The organism is Frederiksenia canicola (genome assembly GCF_011455495.1).
Lineage (GTDB): Bacteria > Pseudomonadota > Gammaproteobacteria > Enterobacterales > Pasteurellaceae > Frederiksenia > Frederiksenia canicola.
In genome coordinates, this window is sequence record NZ_CP015029.1 from 1,064,609 (window position 1) to 1,088,282 (window position 23,674).

At 42.0% G+C, this 23,674-nt stretch carries 21 protein-coding genes; 14 read left to right on the forward strand and 7 right to left on the reverse strand.

Annotated elements, in window-relative coordinates; translation table 11 throughout:
- The first annotated feature begins 37 nt into the window (after positions 1 to 37).
- From zwf to gnd, 4 genes are all read left to right on the forward strand, one after another.
- Positions 38 to 1,522 carry a glucose-6-phosphate dehydrogenase gene (gene zwf, locus A4G17_RS05250; protein ID WP_123957125.1) on the forward strand — a complete coding sequence of 495 codons (1,485 nt, stop codon included), beginning with the start codon at positions 38 to 40 and terminating at the stop codon, positions 1,520 to 1,522.
- Positions 1,523 to 1,645: 123 nt separating this feature from the next.
- Positions 1,646 to 2,344, forward strand: a complete 699-nt coding sequence (gene pgl, locus A4G17_RS05255) for a 6-phosphogluconolactonase (RefSeq protein ID WP_123957124.1) — start codon at positions 1,646 to 1,648, stop codon at positions 2,342 to 2,344.
- A 177-nt stretch (positions 2,345 to 2,521) separates the two neighbouring features.
- Positions 2,522 to 3,832 (forward strand): MATE family Na+-driven efflux transporter, encoded by a 1,311-nt coding sequence (locus A4G17_RS05260; RefSeq protein WP_123957123.1) that lies wholly within the window; start codon positions 2,522 to 2,524, stop codon positions 3,830 to 3,832.
- A 21-nt stretch (positions 3,833 to 3,853) separates the two neighbouring features.
- Positions 3,854 to 5,308, forward strand: a complete 1,455-nt coding sequence (gnd, locus tag A4G17_RS05265; RefSeq protein ID WP_123957122.1) for a decarboxylating NADP(+)-dependent phosphogluconate dehydrogenase — start codon at positions 3,854 to 3,856, stop codon at positions 5,306 to 5,308.
- Between the two features lie 77 nt (positions 5,309 to 5,385).
- Here the strand turns inward: gnd and A4G17_RS05270 are convergent, their stop codons facing one another.
- Entirely contained in the window at positions 5,386 to 5,868 is a 483-nt protein-coding gene (locus A4G17_RS05270; protein ID WP_123957121.1) for a CreA family protein, read from the reverse strand.
- A gap of 313 nt (positions 5,869 to 6,181) precedes the next feature.
- On the opposite strand from A4G17_RS05270, the gene trhP reads away from it, so the two are divergent.
- From trhP to A4G17_RS05290, 4 genes are all read left to right on the forward strand, one after another.
- Positions 6,182 to 7,564 (forward strand): prephenate-dependent tRNA uridine(34) hydroxylase TrhP, encoded by a 1,383-nt coding sequence (gene trhP / locus A4G17_RS05275; RefSeq protein ID WP_123957120.1) that lies wholly within the window; start codon positions 6,182 to 6,184, stop codon positions 7,562 to 7,564.
- A 69-nt stretch (positions 7,565 to 7,633) separates the two neighbouring features.
- On the forward strand, positions 7,634 to 8,344 hold the full coding sequence (locus tag A4G17_RS05280; RefSeq protein WP_123957119.1) for a YwiC-like family protein: 711 nt from the start codon (positions 7,634 to 7,636) through the stop codon (positions 8,342 to 8,344).
- A 49-nt stretch (positions 8,345 to 8,393) separates the two neighbouring features.
- Complete coding sequence (locus A4G17_RS05285) at positions 8,394 to 9,548, forward strand: efflux RND transporter periplasmic adaptor subunit (RefSeq protein WP_123957118.1); 1,155 nt, start codon at positions 8,394 to 8,396, stop codon at positions 9,546 to 9,548.
- Positions 9,549 to 9,564: 16 nt separating this feature from the next.
- The gene (locus A4G17_RS05290; protein ID WP_123957117.1) at positions 9,565 to 11,508 is read left to right on the forward strand and encodes a MacB family efflux pump subunit; all 1,944 of its coding nucleotides are present in this window, start codon (positions 9,565 to 9,567) and stop codon (positions 11,506 to 11,508) included.
- An 89-nt stretch (positions 11,509 to 11,597) separates the two neighbouring features.
- On the opposite strand, the gene rluD is transcribed toward A4G17_RS05290, so the two are convergent.
- Positions 11,598 to 12,575 carry a 23S rRNA pseudouridine(1911/1915/1917) synthase RluD gene (rluD, locus tag A4G17_RS05295; RefSeq protein ID WP_123957116.1) on the reverse strand — a complete coding sequence of 326 codons (978 nt, stop codon included), beginning with the start codon at positions 12,573 to 12,575 and terminating at the stop codon, positions 11,598 to 11,600.
- Between the two features lie 146 nt (positions 12,576 to 12,721).
- On the opposite strand from rluD, the gene A4G17_RS05300 reads away from it, so the two are divergent.
- Entirely contained in the window at positions 12,722 to 13,501 is a 780-nt protein-coding gene (locus A4G17_RS05300) for an outer membrane protein assembly factor BamD (RefSeq protein ID WP_123957115.1), read from the forward strand.
- Positions 13,502 to 13,581: 80 nt separating this feature from the next.
- On the forward strand, positions 13,582 to 14,613 hold the full coding sequence (gene tsaD / locus A4G17_RS05305; protein ID WP_123957114.1) for a tRNA (adenosine(37)-N6)-threonylcarbamoyltransferase complex transferase subunit TsaD: 1,032 nt from the start codon (positions 13,582 to 13,584) through the stop codon (positions 14,611 to 14,613).
- A gap of 367 nt (positions 14,614 to 14,980) precedes the next feature.
- Here the strand turns inward: tsaD and A4G17_RS05310 are convergent, their stop codons facing one another.
- Positions 14,981 to 15,733 (reverse strand): class I SAM-dependent methyltransferase, encoded by a 753-nt coding sequence (locus A4G17_RS05310; RefSeq protein ID WP_123957113.1) that lies wholly within the window; start codon positions 15,731 to 15,733, stop codon positions 14,981 to 14,983.
- Positions 15,733 to 17,913 (reverse strand): DNA helicase II, encoded by a 2,181-nt coding sequence (uvrD, locus tag A4G17_RS05315; RefSeq protein ID WP_123957273.1) that lies wholly within the window; start codon positions 17,911 to 17,913, stop codon positions 15,733 to 15,735. The genes A4G17_RS05310 and uvrD overlap by 1 nt, the downstream gene beginning before the upstream one ends.
- A gap of 206 nt (positions 17,914 to 18,119) precedes the next feature.
- Here uvrD and A4G17_RS05320 point away from each other — a divergent pair, with 206 nt between their 5' ends.
- Positions 18,120 to 18,752 carry an OmpA family protein gene (locus tag A4G17_RS05320; RefSeq protein WP_165894261.1) on the forward strand — a complete coding sequence of 211 codons (633 nt, stop codon included), beginning with the start codon at positions 18,120 to 18,122 and terminating at the stop codon, positions 18,750 to 18,752.
- Positions 18,753 to 18,824: 72 nt separating this feature from the next.
- On the opposite strand, the gene groL is transcribed toward A4G17_RS05320, so the two are convergent.
- Positions 18,825 to 20,468, reverse strand: coding sequence for a chaperonin GroEL (gene groL / locus A4G17_RS05325; RefSeq protein ID WP_123957111.1), 1,644 nt, complete (start codon positions 20,466 to 20,468; stop codon positions 18,825 to 18,827).
- 19 nt (positions 20,469 to 20,487) lie between these two features.
- Positions 20,488 to 20,775: a co-chaperone GroES gene (locus tag A4G17_RS05330; protein WP_123957110.1), complete on the reverse strand. Its 288-nt coding sequence runs from the start codon at positions 20,773 to 20,775 to the stop codon at positions 20,488 to 20,490.
- A gap of 201 nt (positions 20,776 to 20,976) precedes the next feature.
- Here A4G17_RS05330 and A4G17_RS05335 point away from each other — a divergent pair, with 201 nt between their 5' ends.
- A complete protein-coding gene (locus A4G17_RS05335; RefSeq protein ID WP_123957109.1) occupies positions 20,977 to 21,522 on the forward strand; it encodes a GNAT family N-acetyltransferase in 546 nt (181 codons plus the stop codon).
- A 16-nt stretch (positions 21,523 to 21,538) separates the two neighbouring features.
- Here A4G17_RS05335 and A4G17_RS05340 read toward each other — a convergent pair whose 3' ends face one another.
- Positions 21,539 to 22,393 (reverse strand): thymidylate synthase, encoded by an 855-nt coding sequence (locus tag A4G17_RS05340; RefSeq protein WP_123957108.1) that lies wholly within the window; start codon positions 22,391 to 22,393, stop codon positions 21,539 to 21,541.
- Positions 22,394 to 22,455: 62 nt separating this feature from the next.
- Between A4G17_RS05340 and A4G17_RS05345 the strand changes: the two genes are divergently transcribed.
- Together A4G17_RS05345 and pgsA are read left to right on the forward strand one after the other, a co-directional pair.
- Positions 22,456 to 22,998 (forward strand): hypothetical protein, encoded by a 543-nt coding sequence (locus A4G17_RS05345; protein ID WP_123957107.1) that lies wholly within the window; start codon positions 22,456 to 22,458, stop codon positions 22,996 to 22,998.
- Positions 22,999 to 23,120: 122 nt separating this feature from the next.
- Positions 23,121 to 23,669 (forward strand): CDP-diacylglycerol--glycerol-3-phosphate 3-phosphatidyltransferase, encoded by a 549-nt coding sequence (gene pgsA, locus A4G17_RS05350; RefSeq protein ID WP_123957106.1) that lies wholly within the window; start codon positions 23,121 to 23,123, stop codon positions 23,667 to 23,669.
- Positions 23,670 to 23,674 lie beyond the last annotated feature (5 nt).

Sequence of the window (23,674 nt, forward strand, 5' to 3'; positions counted from 1 at the left end):
ACTTTTTAACAATTTAGTAGTAGGATAATTTTTTAGAATGAAAGCAGACAACAACTGTATCGTCATTTTTGGGGCATCAGGCGATTTAACTCACCGTAAATTGATCCCCGCATTATACAATCTTTATAAAATCGGACGTTTATCGGAGGATTTCTCTGTGCTTGGCGTGGCCCGTACGGAAATGGATGACGACAGTTTCCGCCAAAAAATGCGTGAAGCCTTAATCAAACACGAAAAAGCAAGCGGTGAGAATTTAGATAAATTTTGCGAACACCTTTATTACCAAGCGGTAAACACCTCTGATGCGTTAGATTACGGCAAGTTAGTGCCACGTTTAGACGAACTGCACGATAAATATCACACTGGTGGCAATACGCTTTATTATCTTTCAACCCCACCAAGCCTTTATCCCATTATCCCAGAATGCCTCGCAGCTCACGGTTTGAATACGGAAGAGTTTGGCTGGAAACGTATCATCGTGGAAAAACCGTTTGGCTATGATATGAAAACGGCGAAAGAGCTTGATGTAAAAATTCATAGATATTTTGAAGAGCATCAAATCTACCGTATCGACCACTATCTAGGCAAAGAAACCGTTCAAAACTTGCTCGTTTTACGTTTCTCGAATGGCTTATTTGAACCCCTTTGGAACCGTAATTTTATTGATTATGTGGAAATTACGGGGGCAGAATCCATTGGCGTGGAAGATCGTGGCGGTTACTACGATGGCTCTGGTGCAATGCGTGATATGTTCCAAAATCACTTGTTACAAGTGCTTGCGATGGTCGCAATGGAGCCACCTGCGATTATCAATGCCGATTCAATGCGTGATGAAGTGGCGAAAGTGTTGTATTGCTTACATCCATTAAGCGAAGAAGACATCAAAAATAACCTTGTGCTAGGGCAATATGCCGCTGGTGTGGTAGATGGTGAAGAAGTTCAAGGCTATCTGCAAGAAAAAGGTGTGCCCGCAGAATCTAACACCGAAACCTTTATGGCATTGCGTTGTGAAATTGATAACTGGCGTTGGGCGGGCGTGCCGTTCTATGTGCGTACGGGTAAGCGTTTACCAACGCGCGTAACGGAAGTGGTCATTCACTTCAAAACGACACCACACCCAGTCTTTAGCCAAAATGCGCCCGATAACAAATTGATTATCCGCATTCAGCCAGATGAAGGCATCTCAATGCGTTTCGGTTTGAAAAAACCAGGGGCAGGTTTTGAATCGAAAGAAGTGTCAATGGATTTCCGCTATGCAGATCTTGCTTCTCCAAGTCTCTTAACCGCTTACGAACGCTTGCTGTTAGATGCCATGAAAGGCGATGCCACCTTATTCGCTCGTACTGACGCTGTTCACGCTTGTTGGAAATTTGTGCAACCAATCCTAGACTACAAGGCTCAAAATGGCAGAGTTTATGAGTATGAATCAGGCACTTGGGGCCCAAGCGAAGCCGATAAACTCATTGCTAAACATGGCAAAGTATGGCGTAAACCAAGTGGGTTGATGAAGAAGAAGGTTTAATAAATATATTTCTCTATTTAGTGAAGAGGGGGAATTTTATATCGAAATTAAAATCTCCCTCAGCCTCTCTTTTTCAAAGAGGGGGGAAGATCGAGCAAATTTAAGATTAAAGGATGATTACCAATGAACAGAAAAATTTTCGACACCGCTCAAGATGCCGTTGAGCAAATCGCCCACGAATTTGTGCAATATAGCCAACAAAATCGCCCTGTACATATTTCTCTTTCGGGCGGTTCAACCCCTAAATTACTGTTTAAAACCCTTGCCCAAGTACCTTTCAACACAGAAGTGCGGTGGGAAAATTTACATTTTTGGTGGGGGGATGATCGTATGGTTGAGCCGAATGATCCTGAAAGTAACTATGGCGAAGTGCAAAAATTACTGTTCGATCATATTCAAATTCCAGCAGAAAATATTCACCGTATTCGTGGAGAACAACCTGTAGAACAAGAACTTGCAAGATTTTCTCAAGAACTGACCGCTTGTGTACCGAACCTTGAATTTGATTGGATTATTTTAGGCATGGGCACAGACGGGCACACAGCTTCCCTTTTCCCAAATCAAACCGATTTCAACGATCCGAATGTGGCAGTGATTGCCAAACACCCTGAAACAAGACAAATCCGTATTTCTAAAACAGCTCAACTCATCGAAAAAGCCAAACGTATCACTTATCTCGTCACAGGTGGCTCAAAAGCCAAAATTCTAAAAGAAATTCAAACAACTTCGGCTGATGAATTACCTTATCCCGCAGTTAAAATTAAAGCTAAGAATGGTGTGACTGAGTGGTATTTGGATAGAGATGCTGCGGAATTGCTATGATCCGTAGGGGCGTATTACATACGCCCTACAAAGCAAGCGGTAAGATTTTTTGAAAATTTTACAAAGCGTACTGCACTTTAAGATACTACTCAAAGATGAACACCATTTTATATGGTTAATTATTAAGAGATAGCTATTCTATTTTTACTAAATTAATTTATAAGTAGGATATGACATATGAAAACATTGAATATAAGACTTTGGTTTGCTTTTTTATTAATTGCTCTCATTCCTGCAATTCAAAATATAGTTAGATTACATTTTATTGGTGAAATGCCAAATGATTGGGGATTTAATATTGCTAGTCAAATCCAATGGCTAAGCATTATTTATGAAGTTATTAAAGAAGGACTACTTATTCCTTTATTCTATATGTTGTTCTTATCTTATAAACAAGATAATAAAAAACTAGAAAATAATACACTTAGTGGACTATTTATTGTATTCATTATACATATAATGATATCAACATTGATTTTTATTTTTACTAATGATTTATTAGATCAAGTGAGTCTTAATAATCAATTAAAAGAAGAAACAAACATTTATATCAAACTTGAATCTATAGCAATACTTTTCTCTATTTCATCTGAATATCTCATTATCTATCTTGCTACCTTAGGTAAAATTAAGGAAATGCTGTGGTTTAGCATTATTAAATCTTTTTTACTTATTTTAACCGATACCTTGCTTATATCTAATAATATCTACTCTATGAATCTTGGCGTTAATGGTATTGCTATATCTAATATTATTATTAATCTTATATTATCTATTTATATAATATTCAAATCAGAATTATTAAGAAACATTGATAAATATAATAAATTACTAGATATCCAATGGCTTACTTCTTGGTTTAAGCTTGGGGCGTTCTCTGGATTAGAATCATTAATTAGAAATGCTGTATTTTTCATAATGATACTTAGTATGATGAATAAAATAGGTGAACAAGGTACATTTTGGATAACAAATAGCATAATTTGGGGAATCCTATTAGCTCCATCTATGGCGTTAGCCGAAGTAGTAAAAAGAGATATTGCAAAAGATTATAAGAACATAATTCACAACACTCGATATTACTTATTAGCCATAATTATATTTTCTAGTTTATGGTTAATATCAATTCCTATATGGGAGCCTTTCTTATTCAAAGTTCTAAAAATAAACAATCATCTTGTTATACATCTAATGATCATTCAAACAACATTTTACATTATATTTATGTTTAACAATAGTATATTAGACGCAACCTTGATTGGGTTAGGTTTAACTAAATATATTTTATTACAATCCATTATTGTAAATATAGGGTATTACAGTATTGTTTATGCATTATACAAACAGAATTATATAGAGATGAATTTAGATAACATTGCATATATTTTTGGAGGAGGAATGATTGTTGATATGATTCCTAGTATTTGGCTTTATAAAAAAGCCATAAAAAAATACAATATTAACTTAAAGCAAATTATTTTCAGATAAAAATTAAAACAGGAGCAAAAAATGTCAGTAAAAGGCGATATCGGCGTTATCGGATTGGCGGTAATGGGGCAGAATTTAATTCTGAATATGAACGACAACGGCTTTAAAGTAGTGGCGTATAACCGCACTACTTCTAAAGTTGATGAGTTCTTAGCAGGGGCAGCGAAAGGCACGAATATTATCGGTGCTTATTCGTTGGAAGATTTAGCAAGCAAGCTTGAAAAACCACGCAAAGTGATGTTAATGGTGCGTGCGGGTGAGGTGGTGGATCAATTTATTGACGCATTACTACCGCACTTGGAAGAAGGTGACATCATTATTGATGGTGGTAACTCAAACTATCCAGATACTAATCGTCGAGTAAAAGCCTTGGCGGAAAAAGGCATTCGCTTTATTGGTTCGGGCGTATCGGGCGGTGAAGAAGGTGCTCGTCATGGACCTTCAATTATGCCTGGTGGTAACGAAGAAGCTTGGCAATATGTGAAGCCAATTTTACAAGCGATTTCAGCCAAAACAGATAAAGGCGAGCCTTGCTGTGACTGGGTGGGTAAAGAAGGCTCAGGCCATTTCGTAAAAATGGTGCATAACGGTATCGAATATGGCGATATGCAGTTGATTTGTGAAGCCTACCAGTTCTTAAAAGATGGCTTGGGATTAAGCTATGATGAAATGCAGGCGATTTTCCAAGAATGGAAAAAAACCGAGCTTGATAGCTATCTAATTGATATTACAACGGATATTCTTGGTTACAAAGATGCAGACGGCGAACCGTTAGTGGAAAAAATCCTTGATACTGCAGGACAAAAAGGTACAGGTAAATGGACGGGGATCAATGCGTTAGATTTCGGTATTCCATTAACCTTAATCACTGAATCCGTATTCGCTCGTTGTGTTTCTTCTTTCAAAGATCAACGTGTGGCAACCGCTAAATTGTTTAATAAAACCATCGGCAAAGTGGAAGGCGACAAACAAGTATGGATTGAAGCAGTGCGTAAAGCGTTATTAGCGTCAAAAATTATCTCTTATGCCCAAGGCTTTATGCTTATTCGTGAAGCGTCTGAAAACTTTGGCTGGAACATCAACTACGGCGCGACCGCACTTTTATGGCGTGAAGGCTGTATTATCCGTAGCCGTTTCTTAGGCAACATTCGCGATGCTTATGAAGCAAATCCAGATCTGATTTTCTTAGGTTCAGATCCATACTTCAAAAATATTTTAGAAAATGCGTTGAGCGACTGGCGTAAAGTGGTAGCGAAATCTATCGAAGTGGGTATCCCAATGCCTTGTATGGCATCTGCAATTACCTTCTTAGATGGCTACACTTCAGAGCGAGTACCAGCCAACTTACTACAAGCACAACGTGATTACTTTGGTGCTCACACCTATGAGCGTACCGACAAACCTCGTGGCGAGTTCTTCCATACCAACTGGACAGGACGTGGTGGAAATACCGCATCGACGACTTATGATGTGTAATTAAATAAGTGAAAGAAAGGGGCGTAAGCCCCTTTTTTGTAGTTTGCAAGCGGTAAGATCGCAAGAATTTTTTGCCATTACTCGGTGCTATTATGGATTTTCACTACGGAAATAGAGTTCTTCGGTGAACCTTCAATCACTCGGTCAGAATACACTAAATAGACGATTGAGCCGTTGTCGAAATCAATGAAACGAACGACTTGCATAGATTTAAACAAAAGTGACGTTTTGCGTTTGAACACTTCTTCTTTTTGTCCTTTCTTAGCTGCTTTTTGTAGCTCTTCTTCGCTGATATTACCCGTTTGAACACAATGAATGGAGCCATCAGACGTATCTTCTTCCAAACCGACAAACTCTTTCAGACCACCTTTTTCCGCATAAGAAAGATAGCAAGTCACGTTCAAATCTTTATCTTGAAAGCCAACAACCTCAATACGATCATTTTTGCCTAAGGCATTCCACTTCGTGGAAACCGATCCTAAACGAATTAAATCGTCACTCGCAAAGGTAGATGCTGCCATTGCGATACCTAAGCCTAAAAATAAGTGTTTAAATTTCATTTGAACTCCTTGGGTAAACGTGTGTGGATGTAGGAATATATGAATAAAAGGCGTTATTCCAAAAGAATAACGCCTTTTTAATTGAATTAGAAAACACTGAATCACTCACAGTGATTAAACCTTTTCATAAAATGCTCACATTAAATAAAAGAGAAACAAACAGATGTAAACGGTCACAGAGCCTAAATCCTTTGCATTCTAGCGGATTTATTACTTGCGAGAAAAGTAAATTTTCGCCAAAATGCACGCCTTTTACTTTATTGACGTTTCCCTATGTGGAAATACTGACTTGTTATCAGAAAAGAGAAATCCAATGTTACAAAACAAACCAGAACTGCTTTCACCAGCAGGTTCATTGAAAAATATGCGTTATGCCTTCGCCTACGGTGCCGATGCCGTTTACGCAGGGCAGCCACGTTATAGTTTGCGGGTTCGCAACAATGAATTTAATCATGCTAACCTAAAAATCGGAATTGATGAAGCTCACGCTCTCGGTAAAAAATTCTATGTGGTGGTAAATATTGCCCCCCATAACTCCAAACTCAAAACCTTTATCAAAGACTTAGAACCTGTGGTGGCAATGGGTCCAGATGCTCTCATTATGTCGGACCCTGGTTTGATTATGTTAGTACGTGAACATTTTCCACAGATGGATATTCACTTGTCGGTGCAAGCGAATGCAGTGAACTGGGCGACGGTAAAATTCTGGCGACAAATGGGCTTGACCCGTGTGATTTTGTCACGTGAGTTGTCGATTGATGAGATCGCGGAAATTCGCCAACAAGTGCCAGATATGGAAATTGAAATTTTCGTCCACGGAGCGTTATGTATGGCGTATTCGGGGCGTTGTTTGCTCTCAGGCTATATCAACAAACGTGATCCAAACCAAGGTACTTGCACCAACGCTTGTCGTTGGGAATACCAAGTAGAAGAAGGTAAAGTTGATGATGTCGGTAATATCGTGTCAGCGAAAGTCGATCCAAGCCAACAAATTCAGATCAAAAATGTTGCCCCAACTTTAGGCGAAGGCGACACGACCAGCAAAGTGTTCCTCCTTGCTGAAACGCAAAAACCAGATGAGCAAATGACCGCTTATGAAGACGAACACGGCACCTATATTATGAACTCGAAAGATCTGCGAGCAGTGCAACACGTTGAAAAATTAGCCCAAATTGGTGTGCATTCACTCAAAATTGAAGGGCGTACTAAATCGTTCTACTACTGTGCCAGAACGGCTCAAGTCTACCGCAAAGCGATTGATGATGCGGTGGCAGGCAAGCCGTTTGATGAAAGCTTAATGGACACGCTCGAAAGCCTTGCTCACCGTGGTTATACCGAAGGTTTTCTCCGCCGCCACACGCACGATGAATACCAAAACTACGACTATGGTTATTCGATTTCTGAACGCCAGCAGTTCGTGGGAGAATTTACGGGCAAACGTAACGAGCAGGGGATGGCAGAAGTTGCAGTGAAAAACAAATTCCTATTGGGCGATGAAGTGGAAATGATGACGCCGAAAGGCAATATTGTGTTCAAAATCGAACGAATGCTCAACCGTAAAAATGAAGCGGTTGAAGCAGGGCTTGGTGACGGGCATTTTGTGTTCTTAGACGTTCCAGCGGATATTGAATTGGATTACGCTTTATTGATGCGAAATTTAGTTGATAGCAATACTCGCAACCCACATAAATCTTAACAAAATAAACCGAGCGATTTGCTCGGTTTTTTGTTTTAATAGTGCAGTGAAAAGATGTTGGGAGAAAATATGTTTAACGAAAAACCAATTCTATCAAATCAACATGGTGCGTTAGTGATGGCGTTTGTGCCGTATTTTTATGGCATTGTGGCAAGTGAATGGATTTTTCCTCATTTGTGGCTGGGGCTTGCGTGGCTGTTTTTGTATTTCTTTTCCTATCCATTTTTGTCGATTTTCAGCAAAAAACAGACAGCCAAATATCAAAAATGGGCAGTAATTTATGCGGTGATAGCGGCAATTTTTGCCATTCCATTGCTGCTGTTTAAGTTTTCCATTTTGCAATTTTTGCTGCCGATCTTACCGCTTGTCTTGGTACAAATTCATTATGCCAAGCAGCATGATGAACGTCATTTGCTCAATGACATCGCAGGCATTCTCACCTTTGGTGTAGTGGGAATGGCAAGTTTTTATTTAGCCACTGATGAATATAATTTTGTAATTTTGCTACATCCAACGCTCTTTTTTATCGCTACCACGTTTTACATTAAAAGTGTGGCTCGAGAACGCAAAAATCCGCGCTATTTAAAACTCAGTTTGGCATCTCATCTCGTTCTTGGAACCATTTACGCCCTATGTAGTCAGTTTGCTATCGCCATAACTTATTTAGTGGGTTTTATACGTGCATTTTTTGTGCCAAAACAAAAGTGGTCGATTAAACAGGTGGGAATGTTGGAGTTTGTGATCATAACCATTTTCTTTATAGGCTTAATTTTTTCTTAAGTTCTGAGGTTTATCGTATTCAACAAATTGGTTTATCAAGGAAAGCAAAATGAAAAAAGGATTAATTTTATTGCTGATGGTTCTTGCTGCGGGCGGGGCTTATTTTTTCACGCAGCAGCAAGGTAAGGCGATCACCTATCTCACCGAAACAATTCAAAAGGGCAATTTGGAAAAATCCGTGATTGCCACGGGATCGGTGCGGGCGTTGCAACGGGTGGAAGTCGGCGCTCAAGCATCAGGGAAAATAGAAAAAATTCACGTTAAACTCGGGCAGCAGCTGAAGGCAGGAGATTTGATCGCTGAGATCGATTCACAAACCCAACGTAATGCGTTAGAAACCGCTCAGGCAAAATTGGCATCTTATCAAGCCCAGTTCAAAGCCAAAACCGTGACTTATGAGATCGCCAAGGTAAATTTTGAGCGTAATCAAACACTCTATCGCCAAAAGTCGACGAGCCTTGCGGAGCTGGATTCGGCAAAAAATACCCTTGCTAGTGCTGAAGCGGCGATCAAAGAAGTGGCTGCGGCCATTAAACAAGCGGAAATTGAAGTGAATACCGCTCAAACCAATTTGGGCTATACCAAAATCCATTCCCCCATTGATGCTACCGTCATTTCGATCCCTGTTTCGGAAGGGCAAACGGTCAATGCCAATCAAACTACGCCAACCATTGTGCAAGTGGCTGATTTATCTAAGATGTTGATTAAGTTGGAAATTTCCGAAGGTGATATTACTAAAGTCACCACTGGGATGAAGGTACGTTTTACCACCCTTTCCGATCCCGACAAACCTTATCACAGTACGATTAGTTCGATCGATCCTGCTCTCACTACCTTGACCGACAATGAATACACAGAATCTGTCGCCAATACTAAAGCGGTCTATTTTTACGCCAACAGCGTGGTGGATAACCCCGACAATAAATTGCGAATTGGAATGACGGCACAAGCTCAGATTCAAGTAGCGAAAATTGAGAATGCCTTGCTGGTGCCAACGATGACACTAAAACGGGAAGGTCGAAACACCTTTGTGGAGGTGCTCGTCGATGGCAAAGTGGAAAAACGGGAAGTGAAAATCGGCTTAAATGACGACCACCGCACCCAAATTTTATCGGGGTTATCAGAAGGCGAGAAAGTGATTTCCTCTCAAATCAACCAAGGCGAGCAGATTGGTAGCTCGAGCCGCCGCCCACGTATGTTCTAACAAGCGGTCAGTTGCTATGAATATTTTGCAAATTCGTGACTTGAATAAATTTTTTGGTGACGGTGAAAACCGCACGCATGTTCTCAAAAATATCAACCTTGATATTAAACAAGGCGATTTTATTGCGATTATTGGGGCGTCTGGTTCAGGAAAATCGACCTTAATGAACATCATCGGTTGCCTGGATACCGCCAGTTCAGGCTCATACCAAATTGCTGGGCAAGAAGTCAGTACGTTAGAGAGTAACGCGCTCTCTGATCTTCGTCAGCAGAAATTTGGCTTTATTTTTCAACGTTATAACTTACTTTCAACGCTCTCTGCGGTGGAAAACGTCGCCCTACCTGCTATTTATGCAGGACTTGATCAACAACGCCGTTTACAGCGAGCAACGCAATTGCTGCAAAAATTGGGCTTAGGCGACCGCTTACATAACAAACCGAACCAACTGTCTGGCGGTCAACAGCAACGAGTAAGTATTGCTCGAGCGTTGATGAATGGCGGTGAAATCATCTTAGCGGATGAACCAACGGGAGCATTAGATTCGAAAAGTGGCGAAACGGTAATGGCGATTCTGCAGCAGTTGCATCAAGAAGGGCATACCATTATTTTGGTCACTCACGATAAGCAAGTGGCGGCATTTGCGAATCGAATTATTGAGATCAAAGACGGCGAGATTATTGCTGATCAACAAAAAGAAGAACAAAAGCAAGCGGTCAGTTCCGCTAAAAATATTGCAAATCTGCCCTCGAAAAAGTGGTTTAGCTTCTATCAAGATCAACTGATGGAATCGTTTAAAATGTCGGTGAAAGCGATTGTGGCACATAAACTCCGCTCGCTTTTGACGATGCTTGGTATCATTATTGGTATTACTTCGGTGATTTCTGTGGTTGCATTAGGTAACGGCTCACAGCAGCAAATTCTTTCGAATATCAATGCCTTAGGCACAAACACCATGGACATTTACAATGGCACAGGCTTTGGCGATCGGCGTGCGGAGAAAATGCAAAATCTCACCGTTGCCGATTCCAATGCATTGGCGAAACAGAGTTATATCGAGAGTGCCACACCAAATAGTGCGGTTAGCGGCGTGCTAACCTTCGGCAATCAAGATTACACCGCTCAAGTTAAAGGTGTGGGCGAGCAGTTTTTTGATGTGAAAGGTATCAACTTACAGCAAGGTTCGTTTTTTACCCCCAATGATGTGAAACACAGCGAACAGGTAGCGGTGATTGATGGCAATACCGCCAAGCAAATTTTTAGCGAAATAGCACCGCTTGGGCAGATCATTATGATTAACAAAAAGCCACTAAAAATTATTGGTGTTGCTACCACCAGCGGAATGGGGATGAACAGCAATAGCCTGCAGATTTGGATCCCTTATACTACGGCGATGTATAAAATTTCGGGCAATAATAAAATTGATTCGATTACCGTCAAAATTCGTGGTGAGATCAACACGCAGGTGGCAGAGAAAGATCTGACCCAGTTTTTGCTTGCTCGCCATGGCAAAAAAGATTTCTTTGTGATGAACACGGACACCATCAAACAGACGGTGGAAAGCACAACTAATACCATGCGGTTGCTGATTTCATCTATCGCCTTGATTTCATTAGTCGTTGGCGGTATTGGCGTGATGAATATTATGTTAGTTTCAGTCACAGAACGGACTAAAGAGATCGGTGTGCGAATGGCAATCGGGGCAAGGCAGGCAAATATTTTACAGCAGTTTCTCATTGAAGCGATTTTAATCTGTTTGATTGGCGGAGTAACGGGCATTTTGCTTTCGCTGATTTTCGGTTTGGTTTTCAACACCTTCGCCAGCAATTTCGTGATGATTTTTTCGACGTTTTCGATTATCGCAGCCGTGATTTGCTCCACACTCATCGGCATTATTTTTGGCTATATGCCTGCCCGCAATGCTGCACGGCTTAACCCGATTACTGCATTGGCAAGGGAGTAAAGTACACAAGCGGTCAGATCCGTCCGATATTTTGCAAATCACGAATATTTGCAACATTTTGGGGGAATCTGACCGCTTGTATTGATTTTCTAGTAATCTAATTCGTCTTTGTAAAGCAGATAGTCGGCTTTTAAAGCATCAATCAACTCAACAAAATCATCTGGCAATGGGGCATGCCATTCCATTAACTCATGGGTGATTGGGTGATGTAAACGTAACATTGCCGCATGCAGGGCTTGGCGTTTAAAGTGACGTAATACACTTAAGAATGCCTCACTTGCCCCTTTCGGTGGACGTGGGCGACCGCCGTAAAGTTGATCACCCAGTAATGGGTGAGCGATGTGAGCCATATGCACACGAATTTGGTGGGTTCTCCCTGTTTCCAAACGCAAACGTAAGCGGGTGTAGTTGCGGAAACGTTCCATAATACGATAGTGCGTTACCGCAGGTTTGCCCATTGGGTGAACCGCCATCGCAGTGCGTTTGGTTGGGTGGCGAGCCATGGGTTCATCAACTTTACCGCCTTGGGTCATAATGCCACTGGCGACTGCTTCGTATTCACGCGTAATTTCCCGTTTTTGCAATGCGGTGACTAAATGGGTTTGTGCGGGAATCGTTTTAGCAACCACCATTAGTCCCGTCGTGTCTTTATCCAAACGATGTACGATACCTGCCCGTGGTACTTCGGCAATTTGTGGATAGTGATAGAGCAATGCATTAAGCACGGTGCCATTTGGATTACCTGCCCCTGGGTGAACGACCAAATCTTTGGGTTTGTTGATCACCAAAATATCATCATCTTCATACACGATGTTAAGCGGGATATTTTCAGGCTCAAATCGCACTTCATCTTCCATTTCTGCTTGAATTTCAATCTGTTCACCACCGAATACTTTTTCACGGGCTTTGTTTACGATAGTGCCATTTACGGTTACTTGGTTATTTTCAATCCATACTTTAATGCGAGAGCGAGAGTAATCGGGGAAAAGTTGTGCCAAGGCTTGATCGAGCCTTGCTCCGAGTAAATCGGAAGTGACTTCCGTTTGTAAGGTAATTTGTTGGGTCATTGATAAATTCCAAATATTTTGTTTTCTTTATTAACCGATGTCCGATAAAATATGCCGTTATTCGTCTGAACTTTGCGAACAATGGCGAGTCGAATCGCATTGTACATTAACTTTTCATCGCAGACACTTTTTATAGGTAAAACATTATGCGTAAACTCACATCTTTGGTATCGATTTTATTTGCTAGCATCGTACTTGCTGGTTGTTCTGGTTCCGATAAAAATGAATTTGAAGGTATTCCAGCTCAAGAACTTTACAATAAAGGGCAAACCTATTTGCAAGATGGCGATTACAATAATGCAGTGCGTTATTTAGAAGCCGTTGATGTGCGTGGTCAGCAAGGGGCTTATGGTGAACAAATTCAGCTAAGTGTTATTTATGCACAGTACAAATTGGGTGAATACTATAAGGCATTAGATGCGGCGGAACGCTTTGCTCGTGCCTATCCAAATAGTGGTTCAATGGACTATGTATTTTATCTTGCGGGGTTGAGCAATGCCCGTTTAGCGGATAACTGGATTCAAAATGTGTTTAGTGTAAGTGATGCTGGTCGTGCGGTTGAGAATGTGCGTAATGCTTACGGCAACTTCCAAACCGTGGTGCAACGTTACCCACATAGCCAATATGCGCAAGATGCACAAAATTGGATTGGCTATATGAAAAACCGTCTTGCAGAGCATGAGCTGACTATCGCAAAATTCTATATGAAGCGTGATGCTTATGTGGCGGTTGCGAACCGAGTGGAAGAAATGATGCGAGCTCATCCAGAAGCGAAAGCGACCGCAGAAGCGTTACCACTATTACAAAAGTCATTTGAAGCCATGGGAATTAACGATTCTGCACAAAAAGTAGCGGCAATGATTGAAGCGAATAAAGGCAAAGAATATCCAACATTCACTAAGCCAGAATATTCAGAGCAGTTCTAACAAGCGGTTAGATCATCGAAAAGTTTTGCAATTTAGCGGACGCCAATGGCGTCCCTAATTTTTATAAGAGATTGACATTAATGAGAATTCTTGGAATTGAAACGTCCTGTGATGAAACAGGAGTCGCGATTTATGATGAACAACAAGGGCTGATTGCCAACCAACTTTATAGCCAAATTGAGATGCATGCGGATTACGGTGGCGTAGTACCTGAATTAGCCTCTCGCGATCATATTCGCAAAATGTTGCCATTGATTGATGCCGCATTAAAAGAAGCAAATTTGACCGCGAGTGATATCGACGGTGTGGCATACACTGCGGGGCCAGGGCTAGTTGGCGCTTTGCTAGTTGGCTCAACCATTGCTCGATCACTGGCGTATGCGTGGCAAGTGCCAGCGTTGGGGGTACATCATATGGAAGGGCATTTGCTCGCCCCTATGTTGGAAGAGACTCCGCCTGAATTTCCATTCGTCGCATTGTTAGTGTCAGGCGGGCATACCCAATTGGTGAAGGTCGATAATGTGGGGGAATACGAATTATTAGGTGAATCTATTGATGATGCCGCAGGCGAAGCCTTTGATAAAACCGCCAAATTGCTCGGGTTAGACTACCCGGGTGGTGCAGCCTTGGCGAAATTGGCTGAAAAAGGTACACCGGAACGCTTTCATTTTCCTCGTCCAATGACCGATCGCCCAGGGTTAGATTTTAGTTTTTCGGGGCTAAAAACGTTTGCGGCAAATACAATCAACGCTAATCTAAACGAAAGTGGTGAATTAGATGAACAAACTCGCTGCGACATCGCCCACGCTTTTCAACAAGCTGTGATTGACACGTTGTTGATCAAATGCCGCCGAGCTTTGCAACAAACGGGGTATAAACGCTTAGTGATTGCGGGGGGAGTAAGCGCTAATAAACAGTTACGAGAGGATCTTGCCGAACTAATGAAACAGATCGGCGGGGACGTCTTTTACCCACGTCCACAATTTTGTACTGATAACGGCGCGATGATCGCCTATGCGGGTTTTTTACGCCTAAAAAATGGTGAGCAGACGGATCTTGCCGTTAGCGTAAAACCACGTTGGGCAATGACAGATCTCTCGGCGATTGAGTAATATCAAAAATTTGTGCGTAGAAAGAAGTGAAGCATGACGTCGTTGCTCCAAAAATGCACGATTTTTAACCGTATTTTTTATTTTCGTGATATGCAACAAACAGTTATCGCTTTACTTCACACTCGAAAATAAATCCCTTACTTATGAAGTTTTGCACAGGCTAAAGATGTCAAGATCCAAAAGCGAAAAAAAGTGCAAAAAATTTGTTTAAAAGCTCTAGTCAAAACATAACGTATTGATTTTAAAATAAATGTTATTTTACAACCAATTGTAAAGAGCCTTGAAAGATCCTAGATAAGACAATGGATTAGCCCACTTTTAAAAAACTAATCCACAAAGTTATCCACAGGCGATGTGGATAGAAAAATCAGCTTTTTCGTACTGATTTTACAAACAGTAGGATCGGGCGGTGCTGTAAGTCTTTAAATTCATTGTGCCATTCCGGCTGATTTGCAAGCATTGGCTCTTCCACTTGTACAATCTCAAAATCGGCTTGGATCAACTGGTTGAAAATGGTGGCGGAGGTGCGGTGATAGGTTTTAAACGGTTGTTTGAACCAATTGCGATCCCGCTCGCCTTCGTCCCGATAAAAATTCAGCCGATAGGCAACTTGCTGGTTTTGTGCATCTTTTTCCCAACGTTCGCCGCCACGAAAACAGGTGGTGATCGGGTGTTCTTGGGAAAAGATCAAGCAGCCGTTCGGTTTCAGCTTTTGGTGGATCTTAGTAAGGAGTTCGGGGAAATTTTCGATATAGTGAAACGCAAACGAGCTGGTGATCAGACCAAACTCTCTCTCTTCAATCTGATCCAGCTGTTGCATTGGCAGATTGTAGAAGCGGTAAGCGGTCAGATCCCAGCCATTTTTTGCAAATTTGCAGGCAGCCTCGCTGAGCATGGCTTCTGAAAGATCCAAACCAACCACTTTTTTTGCCCCGAGTTGCAAATAGGTTTGCAGATGATCGCCTACACCACAGCCGAGATCGAGCACCGTTTTGCCATTGAGATCGGGAAGTAGTGAAAACATTGTTGGCTTTTCAATTAACTCATTGACACTATTTGGGTTTTCTCGCAATTTCAAATAGCGTTCAAAGAAAATTGGATTGTCGTAAACGCTCCGCATTACACTCGCTCCAGTTTAGCCACTTTAGCGATAAGCCACTTAATACCTTGCTGCACAAAGGCGATTTGCAAGCGAGTTTGCTCGCCACTGCCTTCCACGTTGATAATGGTGCCTTGGCCAAATTTACTATGCAGCACTTTTTGCCCCATTTTCCAGTCGCTATCGTTTAAACAAGCGGTCGGTTTCGGCGAATTTTTTGCAAATCCGAAACTGGCTGGACGGTTGATATTGCCCCTTAATCGAACTTCTCGAATGTGCTCTTCAGGCAATTCGGCGATGAAACGGGATGGAATATGTCGCTCTTCTTTGCCATACAAACGTCGGCTTTCGGCATAGCTTATCGTCAGTTTACGTTTTGCACGAGTAATACCAACGTACGCCAAGCGGCGTTCTTCTTGCAAGCGGTCTGGATCATGGCTCATTCCGCTTGGGAAAATCCCTTCTTCCACCCCAACCATAAATACCCGTGGAAATTCCAAACCTTTGGCGGAATGAAGGGTCATCAACTCCACGTAATCTTGATGCGGAGAGGCTTGAGCTTCACCCGCTTCGAGCGAGGCATGGGTTAAGAAAGCAGTGAGATCACTCATCTCTTCCGCTTCATCAGGTTTGTTAAATTCACGGGCAGCGGAGACGAGCTCTTCTAAGTTCTCAATCCGTACTTCACCTTTTTCGCCTTTTTCTTGCTTATACATGTCATACAGCCCCGATTTTTTGATCACAAAGTCGGTCTGTTCAAACAATGGCATCTGTTCCGTTTCCTGCTCTAAAGCGTTGATGAGTTCAACAAAACGTAGCAAAGCGGAAGCGGATCGTCCAGAAAGATGCTGCTCATTCACTGCTATTTGAATTGCTTGCCACAGGGTGATTTGGCGGGTTCGAGTGAGCTGGCGTAAGGTGTCGAGCGTGCGTTCGCCGATGCTACGTGGTGGCGTATTGACCACCCGTTCAAAAGCGGCATCGTCTTGGCGATTGGCGATTAAACGCAGGTACGCCAAGGCATCTTTAATCTCTTGCCGTTCAAAGAATCGCATGCCGCCGTAAATGCGATAAGGAATACTGGCTTGGATTAAAGCTTCTTCAATCACACGGGATTGGCTATTACTGCGATACAGCACCGCACAATCACTCAGCTCACCTTCGTCTTCTTTCCACTGTTTGATTTGGGCAGCAACGAAACGGGCTTCGTCTAACTCATTGAAAGCACAATAAATATCGACAGGTTCTCCATTACCATTGTCGCTCCAGAGATTTTTACCTAAGCGATTTTCATTGTTGGCAATTAACGCATTTGCCGAACCTAAAATATGCCCTGTCGAGCGGTAGTTTTGTTCAAGACGAATCGTTTCGGCTTTCGGGTAGTCGTTCAAAAAGCGTTGGATATTTTCGACTTGAGCACCACGCCAACCGTAGATCGATTGGTCATCATCGCCAACAATCATCACATTACCCGTTTCGCCAGCAAGCAAGCGGATTAAATCGTATTGAATATTGTTGGTGTCTTGGAATTCATCAATCAGGATTTGGCGGAAACGCTGCTGATAACGTTGCAAAATCAATGGGTTAAATTTCAATAATTCATAGGTACGAATCAGCAATTCGGCGAAATCAACCAAACCTGCACGATCACACGCATCTTGATAGATTTGGTAAATCTGCACCAATTTTTGACCATTTTCATCGTCCACTTGCACTTTTTCCGCCCGTAATCCTTTATCTTTTTGGGCATTAATAAACCACGCAACTTGCTTTGGCGGATAGTATTTCTCATCAATATTATGCAGTTTGAGTAAGCGTTTGAGCAGGCGAATTTGATCTTCGCTGTCCATAATCTGAAAATCTTGCGGCAGGTTGGCGTCAAGATAGTGCGAACGCAACAAGCGGTTAGCAATGCTATGGAAAGTACCAACCCACATACCAAATAGGCGTTGTGTGGTGGCTTGCGATAGCGTAAACTCAATTCGATGCCGCATTTCGGCGGCAGCTTTGTTGGTAAAGGTAACCGCTAAAATATTGCCTTCTGGCACATTTTCTACGCCAATCAACCACGCAATACGGTGGGTCAGTACCCGTGTTTTGCCGCTCCCCGCTCCCGCCAATACCAAATAGTTGCCAAGTGGTGCTGCTACCGCTTCTCGCTGTTTATCGTTCAATCCATCCAGTAATAAAGAAAAATCCATCATGCTGCCTTTCTGTGATTTTATACAGTAAATGGCGGGCATTATAGCGTACAAGCGGTTAGATTTCTCAGAAATTTTGCAAATCAGTTAGAAATTTTAGGATTCCAGATGGTTTATCGAGTGGCGATATTGCCTTTTAAGAAATAAAAATTTACTATTAATTCACGCTATTAATGGATAGTGATTTTATTTTTAAGGATGTGAATATGAAAACGTGTATTAAATTAACTGCACTGTTGTCTTTTACGGTTTTAACCGGTTGTTATTCTGCGATTAGCCCTAATTTCTCCGTCAATTCACCTTCTCCCTCCGCATCCCCTGAAACGCCAGTAGTACCTGAAACACCAGTATCACCTGAAAAAGTAGCTGAGCCAGAAAAAAATGTAGCTGTGGAGAACGTTGTACCAGAACCAGAAAAAACAGCAACACCTGTGGCCGCAGACCCCGTTGAACCGTCAATAAAAGAAGCTGTTGAGCCTTCAGTAAAAGAGTATGTGTTAAGTAACGATCTACTATTTGAAGCCGATAAATCAAGTCTGAGCAAAGAAGGACAAGCAACGCTAGAAAATGTTGCTACAGAGATCAAAACAGCGGGTGCGAAGTTTATTGTTATTGCGGGTTATACAGATCGTTTAGGGACGGTTAAAAATAATCTCAAGTTTTCTCAGAGTAGAGCCGATGCAGTGAAATTATATCTGCAAGAAAAAGGGATTGAGGCAAATATCACTGCGTTGGGGCGAGGCAAAGCCAACCAGATCAAAGCGTGTGATAATGTCGCAGAGAAAGAATTAACTGAATGTTTGAAACCAAATCGTCGCATTGTTATTCGTGCTGAATAAGTTGGAAATTTCAACTAAAAATATAGCAAAAAGGCTCTGTAAAAACAGAGCCTTTTGTTTGGATGAAGGGGGTTACATCATACCGCCCATTCCACCCATACCGCCCATGCCAGCGCCTAGGTCGGCTTTTTCATCTTTTGGAAGGTCTGTGATCATACATTCGGTGGTGATCATTAACCCTGCGATAGATGCTGCGAATTGTAATGCTGAACGAGTGACTTTAGTTGGATCTAAAATACCCATTTCGAGCATATCGCCGTATTGTTCTGTTGAAGCATTGTAACCATAGTTACCGTTGCCATCTTTCACGTTGCGAGCCACGACGGAGGCTTCTTCACCTGCGTTGGTGACGATTTGACGAAGTGGTGCTTCCATCGCACGAAGTGCCAAGCGGATACCCACGTTTTGTTCTTCATTATCGCCTTTTAATATACCAGCGACTTTGCTTGCGGCACGCACTAATGCCACGCCGCCGCCTGCAACGATACCTTCTTCCACCGCTGCACGAGTTGCGTGTAAAGCATCATCAACACGATCTTTTTTCTCTTTCATTGCAACTTCAGTCGCTGCCCCCACTTTGATTACTGCGACACCGCCAGCAAGTTTTGCAACACGCTCTTGAAGTTTTTCTTTATCGTAATCAGACGTTGAATCTTCAATTTGCTGACGAATTTGTGCGACACGACCTTTAATTTGTGCTTCATCACCGATACCGTCAATGATGGTGGTATTATCTTTAGAAATCACGACACGTTTTGCTTGACCAAGCTCTTCTAAAGTCGCTTTTTCTAATTCCATACCGATTTCTTCTGAAATCACGGTACCTGCGGTTAAAATTGCAATATCTTGTAACATCGCTTTACGACGGTCACCAAAGCCAGGGGCTTTTACCGCAGCCACTTTCACGATACCACGCATAGTGTTCACGACTAAAGTTGCTAAGGCTTCACCTTCAATATCTTCAGCAATAATTAATAGCGGTTTGCCTGCTTTTGCTACTGCTTCTAACACAGGTAAAATTTCACGAATGTTAGAGATTTTTTTATCGACTAATAAGATATATGGATTATCTAATTCAACAGTGCCTGCTTCTGGTTTGTTGATGAAATATGGCGATAAGTAGCCACGATCAAACTGCATACCTTCAACTACATCTAAGGCATCGTCTAAACCTGTGCCGTCTTCGACGGTAATCACGCCTTCTTTGCCGACTTTTTCCATCGCTTGTGCAATTAATTTACCGACAGTTTCATCCGAGTTTGCAGAAATTGTACCAACTTGTTCAATTTCTTTCGCTGTTTCACACGGTTTAGATAAGGTTTTTAACTCTTCAACGACCGCAGTCACCGCTTTATCAATACCACGTTTTAAATCCATTGGGTTCATACCCGCCGCAACCGCTTTTAAGCCTTCATTAACGATTGCTTGAGCAAGCACGGTTGCGGTTGTGGTGCCATCACCAGCCGCATCGTTTGCTTTTGATGCCACTTCTTTCACCATTTGGGCACCCATATTTTCGAATTTATCTTCTAATTCGATTTCACGAGCCACAGATACACCATCTTTTGTGATTGTTGGTGCACCAAAGGCTTTGTCTAATACCACGTTACGACCTTTCGGACCTAAAGTCACTTTTACGGCGTCCGCTAATACATTCACGCCGTTTAACATTTTTACGCGTGCTTCGTTACCAAATTTTACGTCTTTTGCTGCCATTTTCTCTCTTCCTTATGAATTATTCTACGATCGCTAAAATATTATCTTCCGACAAAATCAACACCTCTTCGCCGTCGATTTTTTCTACTTTTGCCCCAAATTCGTTGAAAATTACCACATCGCCAACGCTAACGTGCATTGGGTGAAGGGTGCCGTTCTCTAAAATGCGGCCATGGCCTACTGCCAATACTTTACCACGGGTCGATTTTTGTGCTGCCGAACCAGTTAGCACAATGCCTCCCGCCGATTTGGTTTCAACTTCTTCACGTTTTAAAATCACTTTATCGTGTAAAGGACGAATGTTCATTGAGATTACTCCTAAATTGATTGAAAGGATTTGTGCCTGAAAGCGACACAACGGCGAGTTATCTAGTGGCTAGATTTGTGATTTCAAGGGCAACGTGGAAAAATTTGCAAAGTTTTTCTCGGATCTGACCGCTTGTTGCTTGCAACGCTGGAATTTTGAGCGTAAATTCCTTGAATTCCCCAAACAACAAGAGAGCGAAAAATGAATCAATTACCTGAATTTATTGAAGTAAGCCCTGAAGTCTGTTTAGAAAAGATAGCGTTGCGTCATTGTGCATCCATGTTTGAACAGATTGATCGTCATCGGGATTATTTGGCGAATTATGTTGATTGGACTCGCTTTAATACCAAGTTGGAAGATTCTCAACATTTTGTCAAACAATGTGAAGAGGACGCAGATAAAGGCGAAAGCGTTGTTTGGGCAATTTGTGTCAATGATTATGCCATGGGGACAATCAGTTTTAATAAACCAATTGATTGGCAAAATAGCACGGTTTATCTCGGTTACTGGCTTTCGCCTGAGGCACAAGGTGTTGGCATTATGACTCAAAGTGTGAATGCGGTGATTGAAGCGACTAACGAACTGTTTTCTGATTATATTTTACGTTGTGCTGTGCATAATGAAGCCAGTAATAATGTCGCCAAACGATGCGGCTTTGAATTTGTCGAAACCAAAGAAAATGCTGAAAAAATTGGTGCTGTGATGTATGCACAGCATATTTATAAAAAGTCGGTTGGAAAAGCGTAGCCTTTCCCAACCGTTTTTAGACAGAAAACGGATACTGAATACTTGGGTGATATTCGTAGCCTTCAACGTTGAAATCGTCAAGGGTAACCCATGTTTCAAGATCTTCTAAACTTTGGATATCTGGGTTGATGATCAGTTTTGGTGCCGCAAGCGGTTTACGTTTTAGTTGCACATCTCGCATCAGTTCCAGCTGATCTTCATAAATATGAGCATTGACGATTTTATGGAACGCTTGTCCAGCTTTATGCCCAGTGATTTGAGCCATCAACGCTAAAAAAGTGTAGCACTGGATCATATTCCAGTTCAATCCAAGTGGTACATCGGCGGAACGTTGGGTGCTGTTGAGATAGAGCGTGCCATCGAGCAAGGAAAAATGGTGGCTATGTAAGCACGGACGCAAGCAGCCCATATGGAATACGCCAGGGTGGTAGAAAGTATAAATTTCGCCACGATTGTCGATACCGTTTTTCAAATCATCAACGATTTGGCGGAGTAAATCAATATTGCCTGAGCCATCGCCTTTCGGGAAATTTCGACCTACTGCACCATACACCCAGCCCATATCGTCTTCGCCTTTGCGATGTGGATTAGCAAGCCACGCAGCATTTTCGTTCGCATTCGCATCCCATGATTTTGTGCCTAATGCACGGAAATCAGCAGCATTATCGTAGCCTCGAATGTATCCAAGTAATTCGGCAATTGCCGCTTTCCAAAAGCTCCGACGAGTTGTCACTAACGGAAATTCTCCCTTGGCGACATTGTAGGTTAAATCGACGTTGATTACGGTGAGACAACGTTTGCCAGTGCGTTCGTTGTCTACCCATTTGCCTTCATCAACAATGCGTTGGCATAAATCTAAATACTGTTTCATATAGTCTTTCCATTCGTAATTGGGTAGAATGATTCTACCTTTCGTTGATTTAAGGAGTATATATGAAATCAGTATTAAAGTCTTTGACCCTTATTACGGTATTCGCAGTCTTAACGGCTTGTGGTTCTGGAAAAACGAGTGGTTGGAAACGTCTTGCAGCGAACGAAGTTGATCAAAAATCGTATGCGATCGCTTACAGTGCAACTGCTCAGACCTATTTAGATCGTGTCAATGAAAGTTATGACATTGACTCCTTTATGCATGGTGTTGACGATTGGTACACGAAAAAAGTCGCCTTACCAATTGAACAAATTCGAGCAAGTTTACTGAACCGAATGCTCGATCATGATGTGTACGCTTATTATAGTGGGGTGCTGTACGCTGCCGAGCTACAACAAAATGCGATTCGTTTAAGTCCAAAATGTTGGGACATTGTTCAGCCACCAAGCCTTTCACAGGGCATTCACGATGCGATGTTAGACTTGCAAAAGAACACGGTACGTGATGATGCTTATATCAAAAAAGGCGCAGAAGACGTCTTGCATTTATGTGTAGAGCAAGTCGAAGCGGATCAAAAAGCGGAAAAAGCCAAAAAGAAAAAGTAATTGAATGAATAACAAGCGGTAAGATTGTACGAATTTTTTGCAATACTTCACCGCTTGTTCTTTTATATTTAGAACGCTTCCACTAAAATATTGCAAATTCTCAACAGGCGGACACAATAATAATGAAACTCAACATCCCAACCTATTTAACCATCTTTCGCGTTGTTTTAATTCCGTTATTTATCCTTGCATTTTATTTGCCGATTCCATATTCCCCTGAAATTACCACACTGATTTTCTTTATCGCCAGTATGACAGATCTATTAGATGGCTATTTAGCTCGCCGTTGGAATCAAATCACTCGTTTCGGGGCATTTTTAGATCCCGTTGCAGACAAAGTCCTGGTGGCGATTGCCTTGGTTTCCGTTGTGGAACATTACCACGTTTGGTGGATCAGTATTCCCGCCGGCATTATGATTGCCCGTGAAATTATTATTTCAGCGTTGCGTGAATGGATGGCGGAAATTGGTGAGCGAGCGAATGTGGCAGTATCGATTTGGGGGAAAGTGAAAACCACGGCACAGATGCTTGCCCTTGGTGGCCTATTGTGGCGGCAAAGTCCAACAATGGAAATTTTAGCCTTTATTTTGCTTTACATCGCCGTGGGGCTGACTATTTGGTCGATGCTGCAATATCTCAAAGCCTCTAAACAGAGCTTTATGAAATCTTAATTGCA

Bases quoted from the DNA above. Each gene is read 5' to 3' on its own strand.
- zwf (WP_123957125.1), top strand. From the start codon at position 38: ATGAAAGCAGACAACAACTGTATCGTCATTTTTGGGGCATCAGGCGAT.
- pgl (WP_123957124.1), top strand. From the start codon at position 1,646: ATGAACAGAAAAATTTTCGACACCGCTCAAGATGCCGTTGAGCAAATC.
- A4G17_RS05260 (WP_123957123.1), top strand. From the start codon at position 2,522: ATGAAAACATTGAATATAAGACTTTGGTTTGCTTTTTTATTAATTGCT.
- gnd (WP_123957122.1), top strand. From the start codon at position 3,854: ATGTCAGTAAAAGGCGATATCGGCGTTATCGGATTGGCGGTAATGGGG.
- A4G17_RS05270 (WP_123957121.1), bottom strand. From the start codon at position 5,868: ATGAAATTTAAACACTTATTTTTAGGCTTAGGTATCGCAATGGCAGCA.
- trhP (WP_123957120.1), top strand. From the start codon at position 6,182: ATGTTACAAAACAAACCAGAACTGCTTTCACCAGCAGGTTCATTGAAA.
- A4G17_RS05280 (WP_123957119.1), top strand. From the start codon at position 7,634: ATGTTTAACGAAAAACCAATTCTATCAAATCAACATGGTGCGTTAGTG.
- A4G17_RS05285 (WP_123957118.1), top strand. From the start codon at position 8,394: ATGAAAAAAGGATTAATTTTATTGCTGATGGTTCTTGCTGCGGGCGGG.
- A4G17_RS05290 (WP_123957117.1), top strand. From the start codon at position 9,565: ATGAATATTTTGCAAATTCGTGACTTGAATAAATTTTTTGGTGACGGT.
- rluD (WP_123957116.1), bottom strand. From the start codon at position 12,575: ATGACCCAACAAATTACCTTACAAACGGAAGTCACTTCCGATTTACTC.
- A4G17_RS05300 (WP_123957115.1), top strand. From the start codon at position 12,722: ATGCGTAAACTCACATCTTTGGTATCGATTTTATTTGCTAGCATCGTA.
- tsaD (WP_123957114.1), top strand. From the start codon at position 13,582: ATGAGAATTCTTGGAATTGAAACGTCCTGTGATGAAACAGGAGTCGCG.
- A4G17_RS05310 (WP_123957113.1), bottom strand. From the start codon at position 15,733: ATGCGGAGCGTTTACGACAATCCAATTTTCTTTGAACGCTATTTGAAA.
- uvrD (WP_123957273.1), bottom strand. From the start codon at position 17,913: ATGGATTTTTCTTTATTACTGGATGGATTGAACGATAAACAGCGAGAA.
- A4G17_RS05320 (WP_165894261.1), top strand. From the start codon at position 18,120: ATGAAAACGTGTATTAAATTAACTGCACTGTTGTCTTTTACGGTTTTA.
- groL (WP_123957111.1), bottom strand. From the start codon at position 20,468: ATGGCAGCAAAAGACGTAAAATTTGGTAACGAAGCACGCGTAAAAATG.
- A4G17_RS05330 (WP_123957110.1), bottom strand. From the start codon at position 20,775: ATGAACATTCGTCCTTTACACGATAAAGTGATTTTAAAACGTGAAGAA.
- A4G17_RS05335 (WP_123957109.1), top strand. From the start codon at position 20,977: ATGAATCAATTACCTGAATTTATTGAAGTAAGCCCTGAAGTCTGTTTA.
- A4G17_RS05340 (WP_123957108.1), bottom strand. From the start codon at position 22,393: ATGAAACAGTATTTAGATTTATGCCAACGCATTGTTGATGAAGGCAAA.
- A4G17_RS05345 (WP_123957107.1), top strand. From the start codon at position 22,456: ATGAAATCAGTATTAAAGTCTTTGACCCTTATTACGGTATTCGCAGTC.
- pgsA (WP_123957106.1), top strand. From the start codon at position 23,121: ATGAAACTCAACATCCCAACCTATTTAACCATCTTTCGCGTTGTTTTA.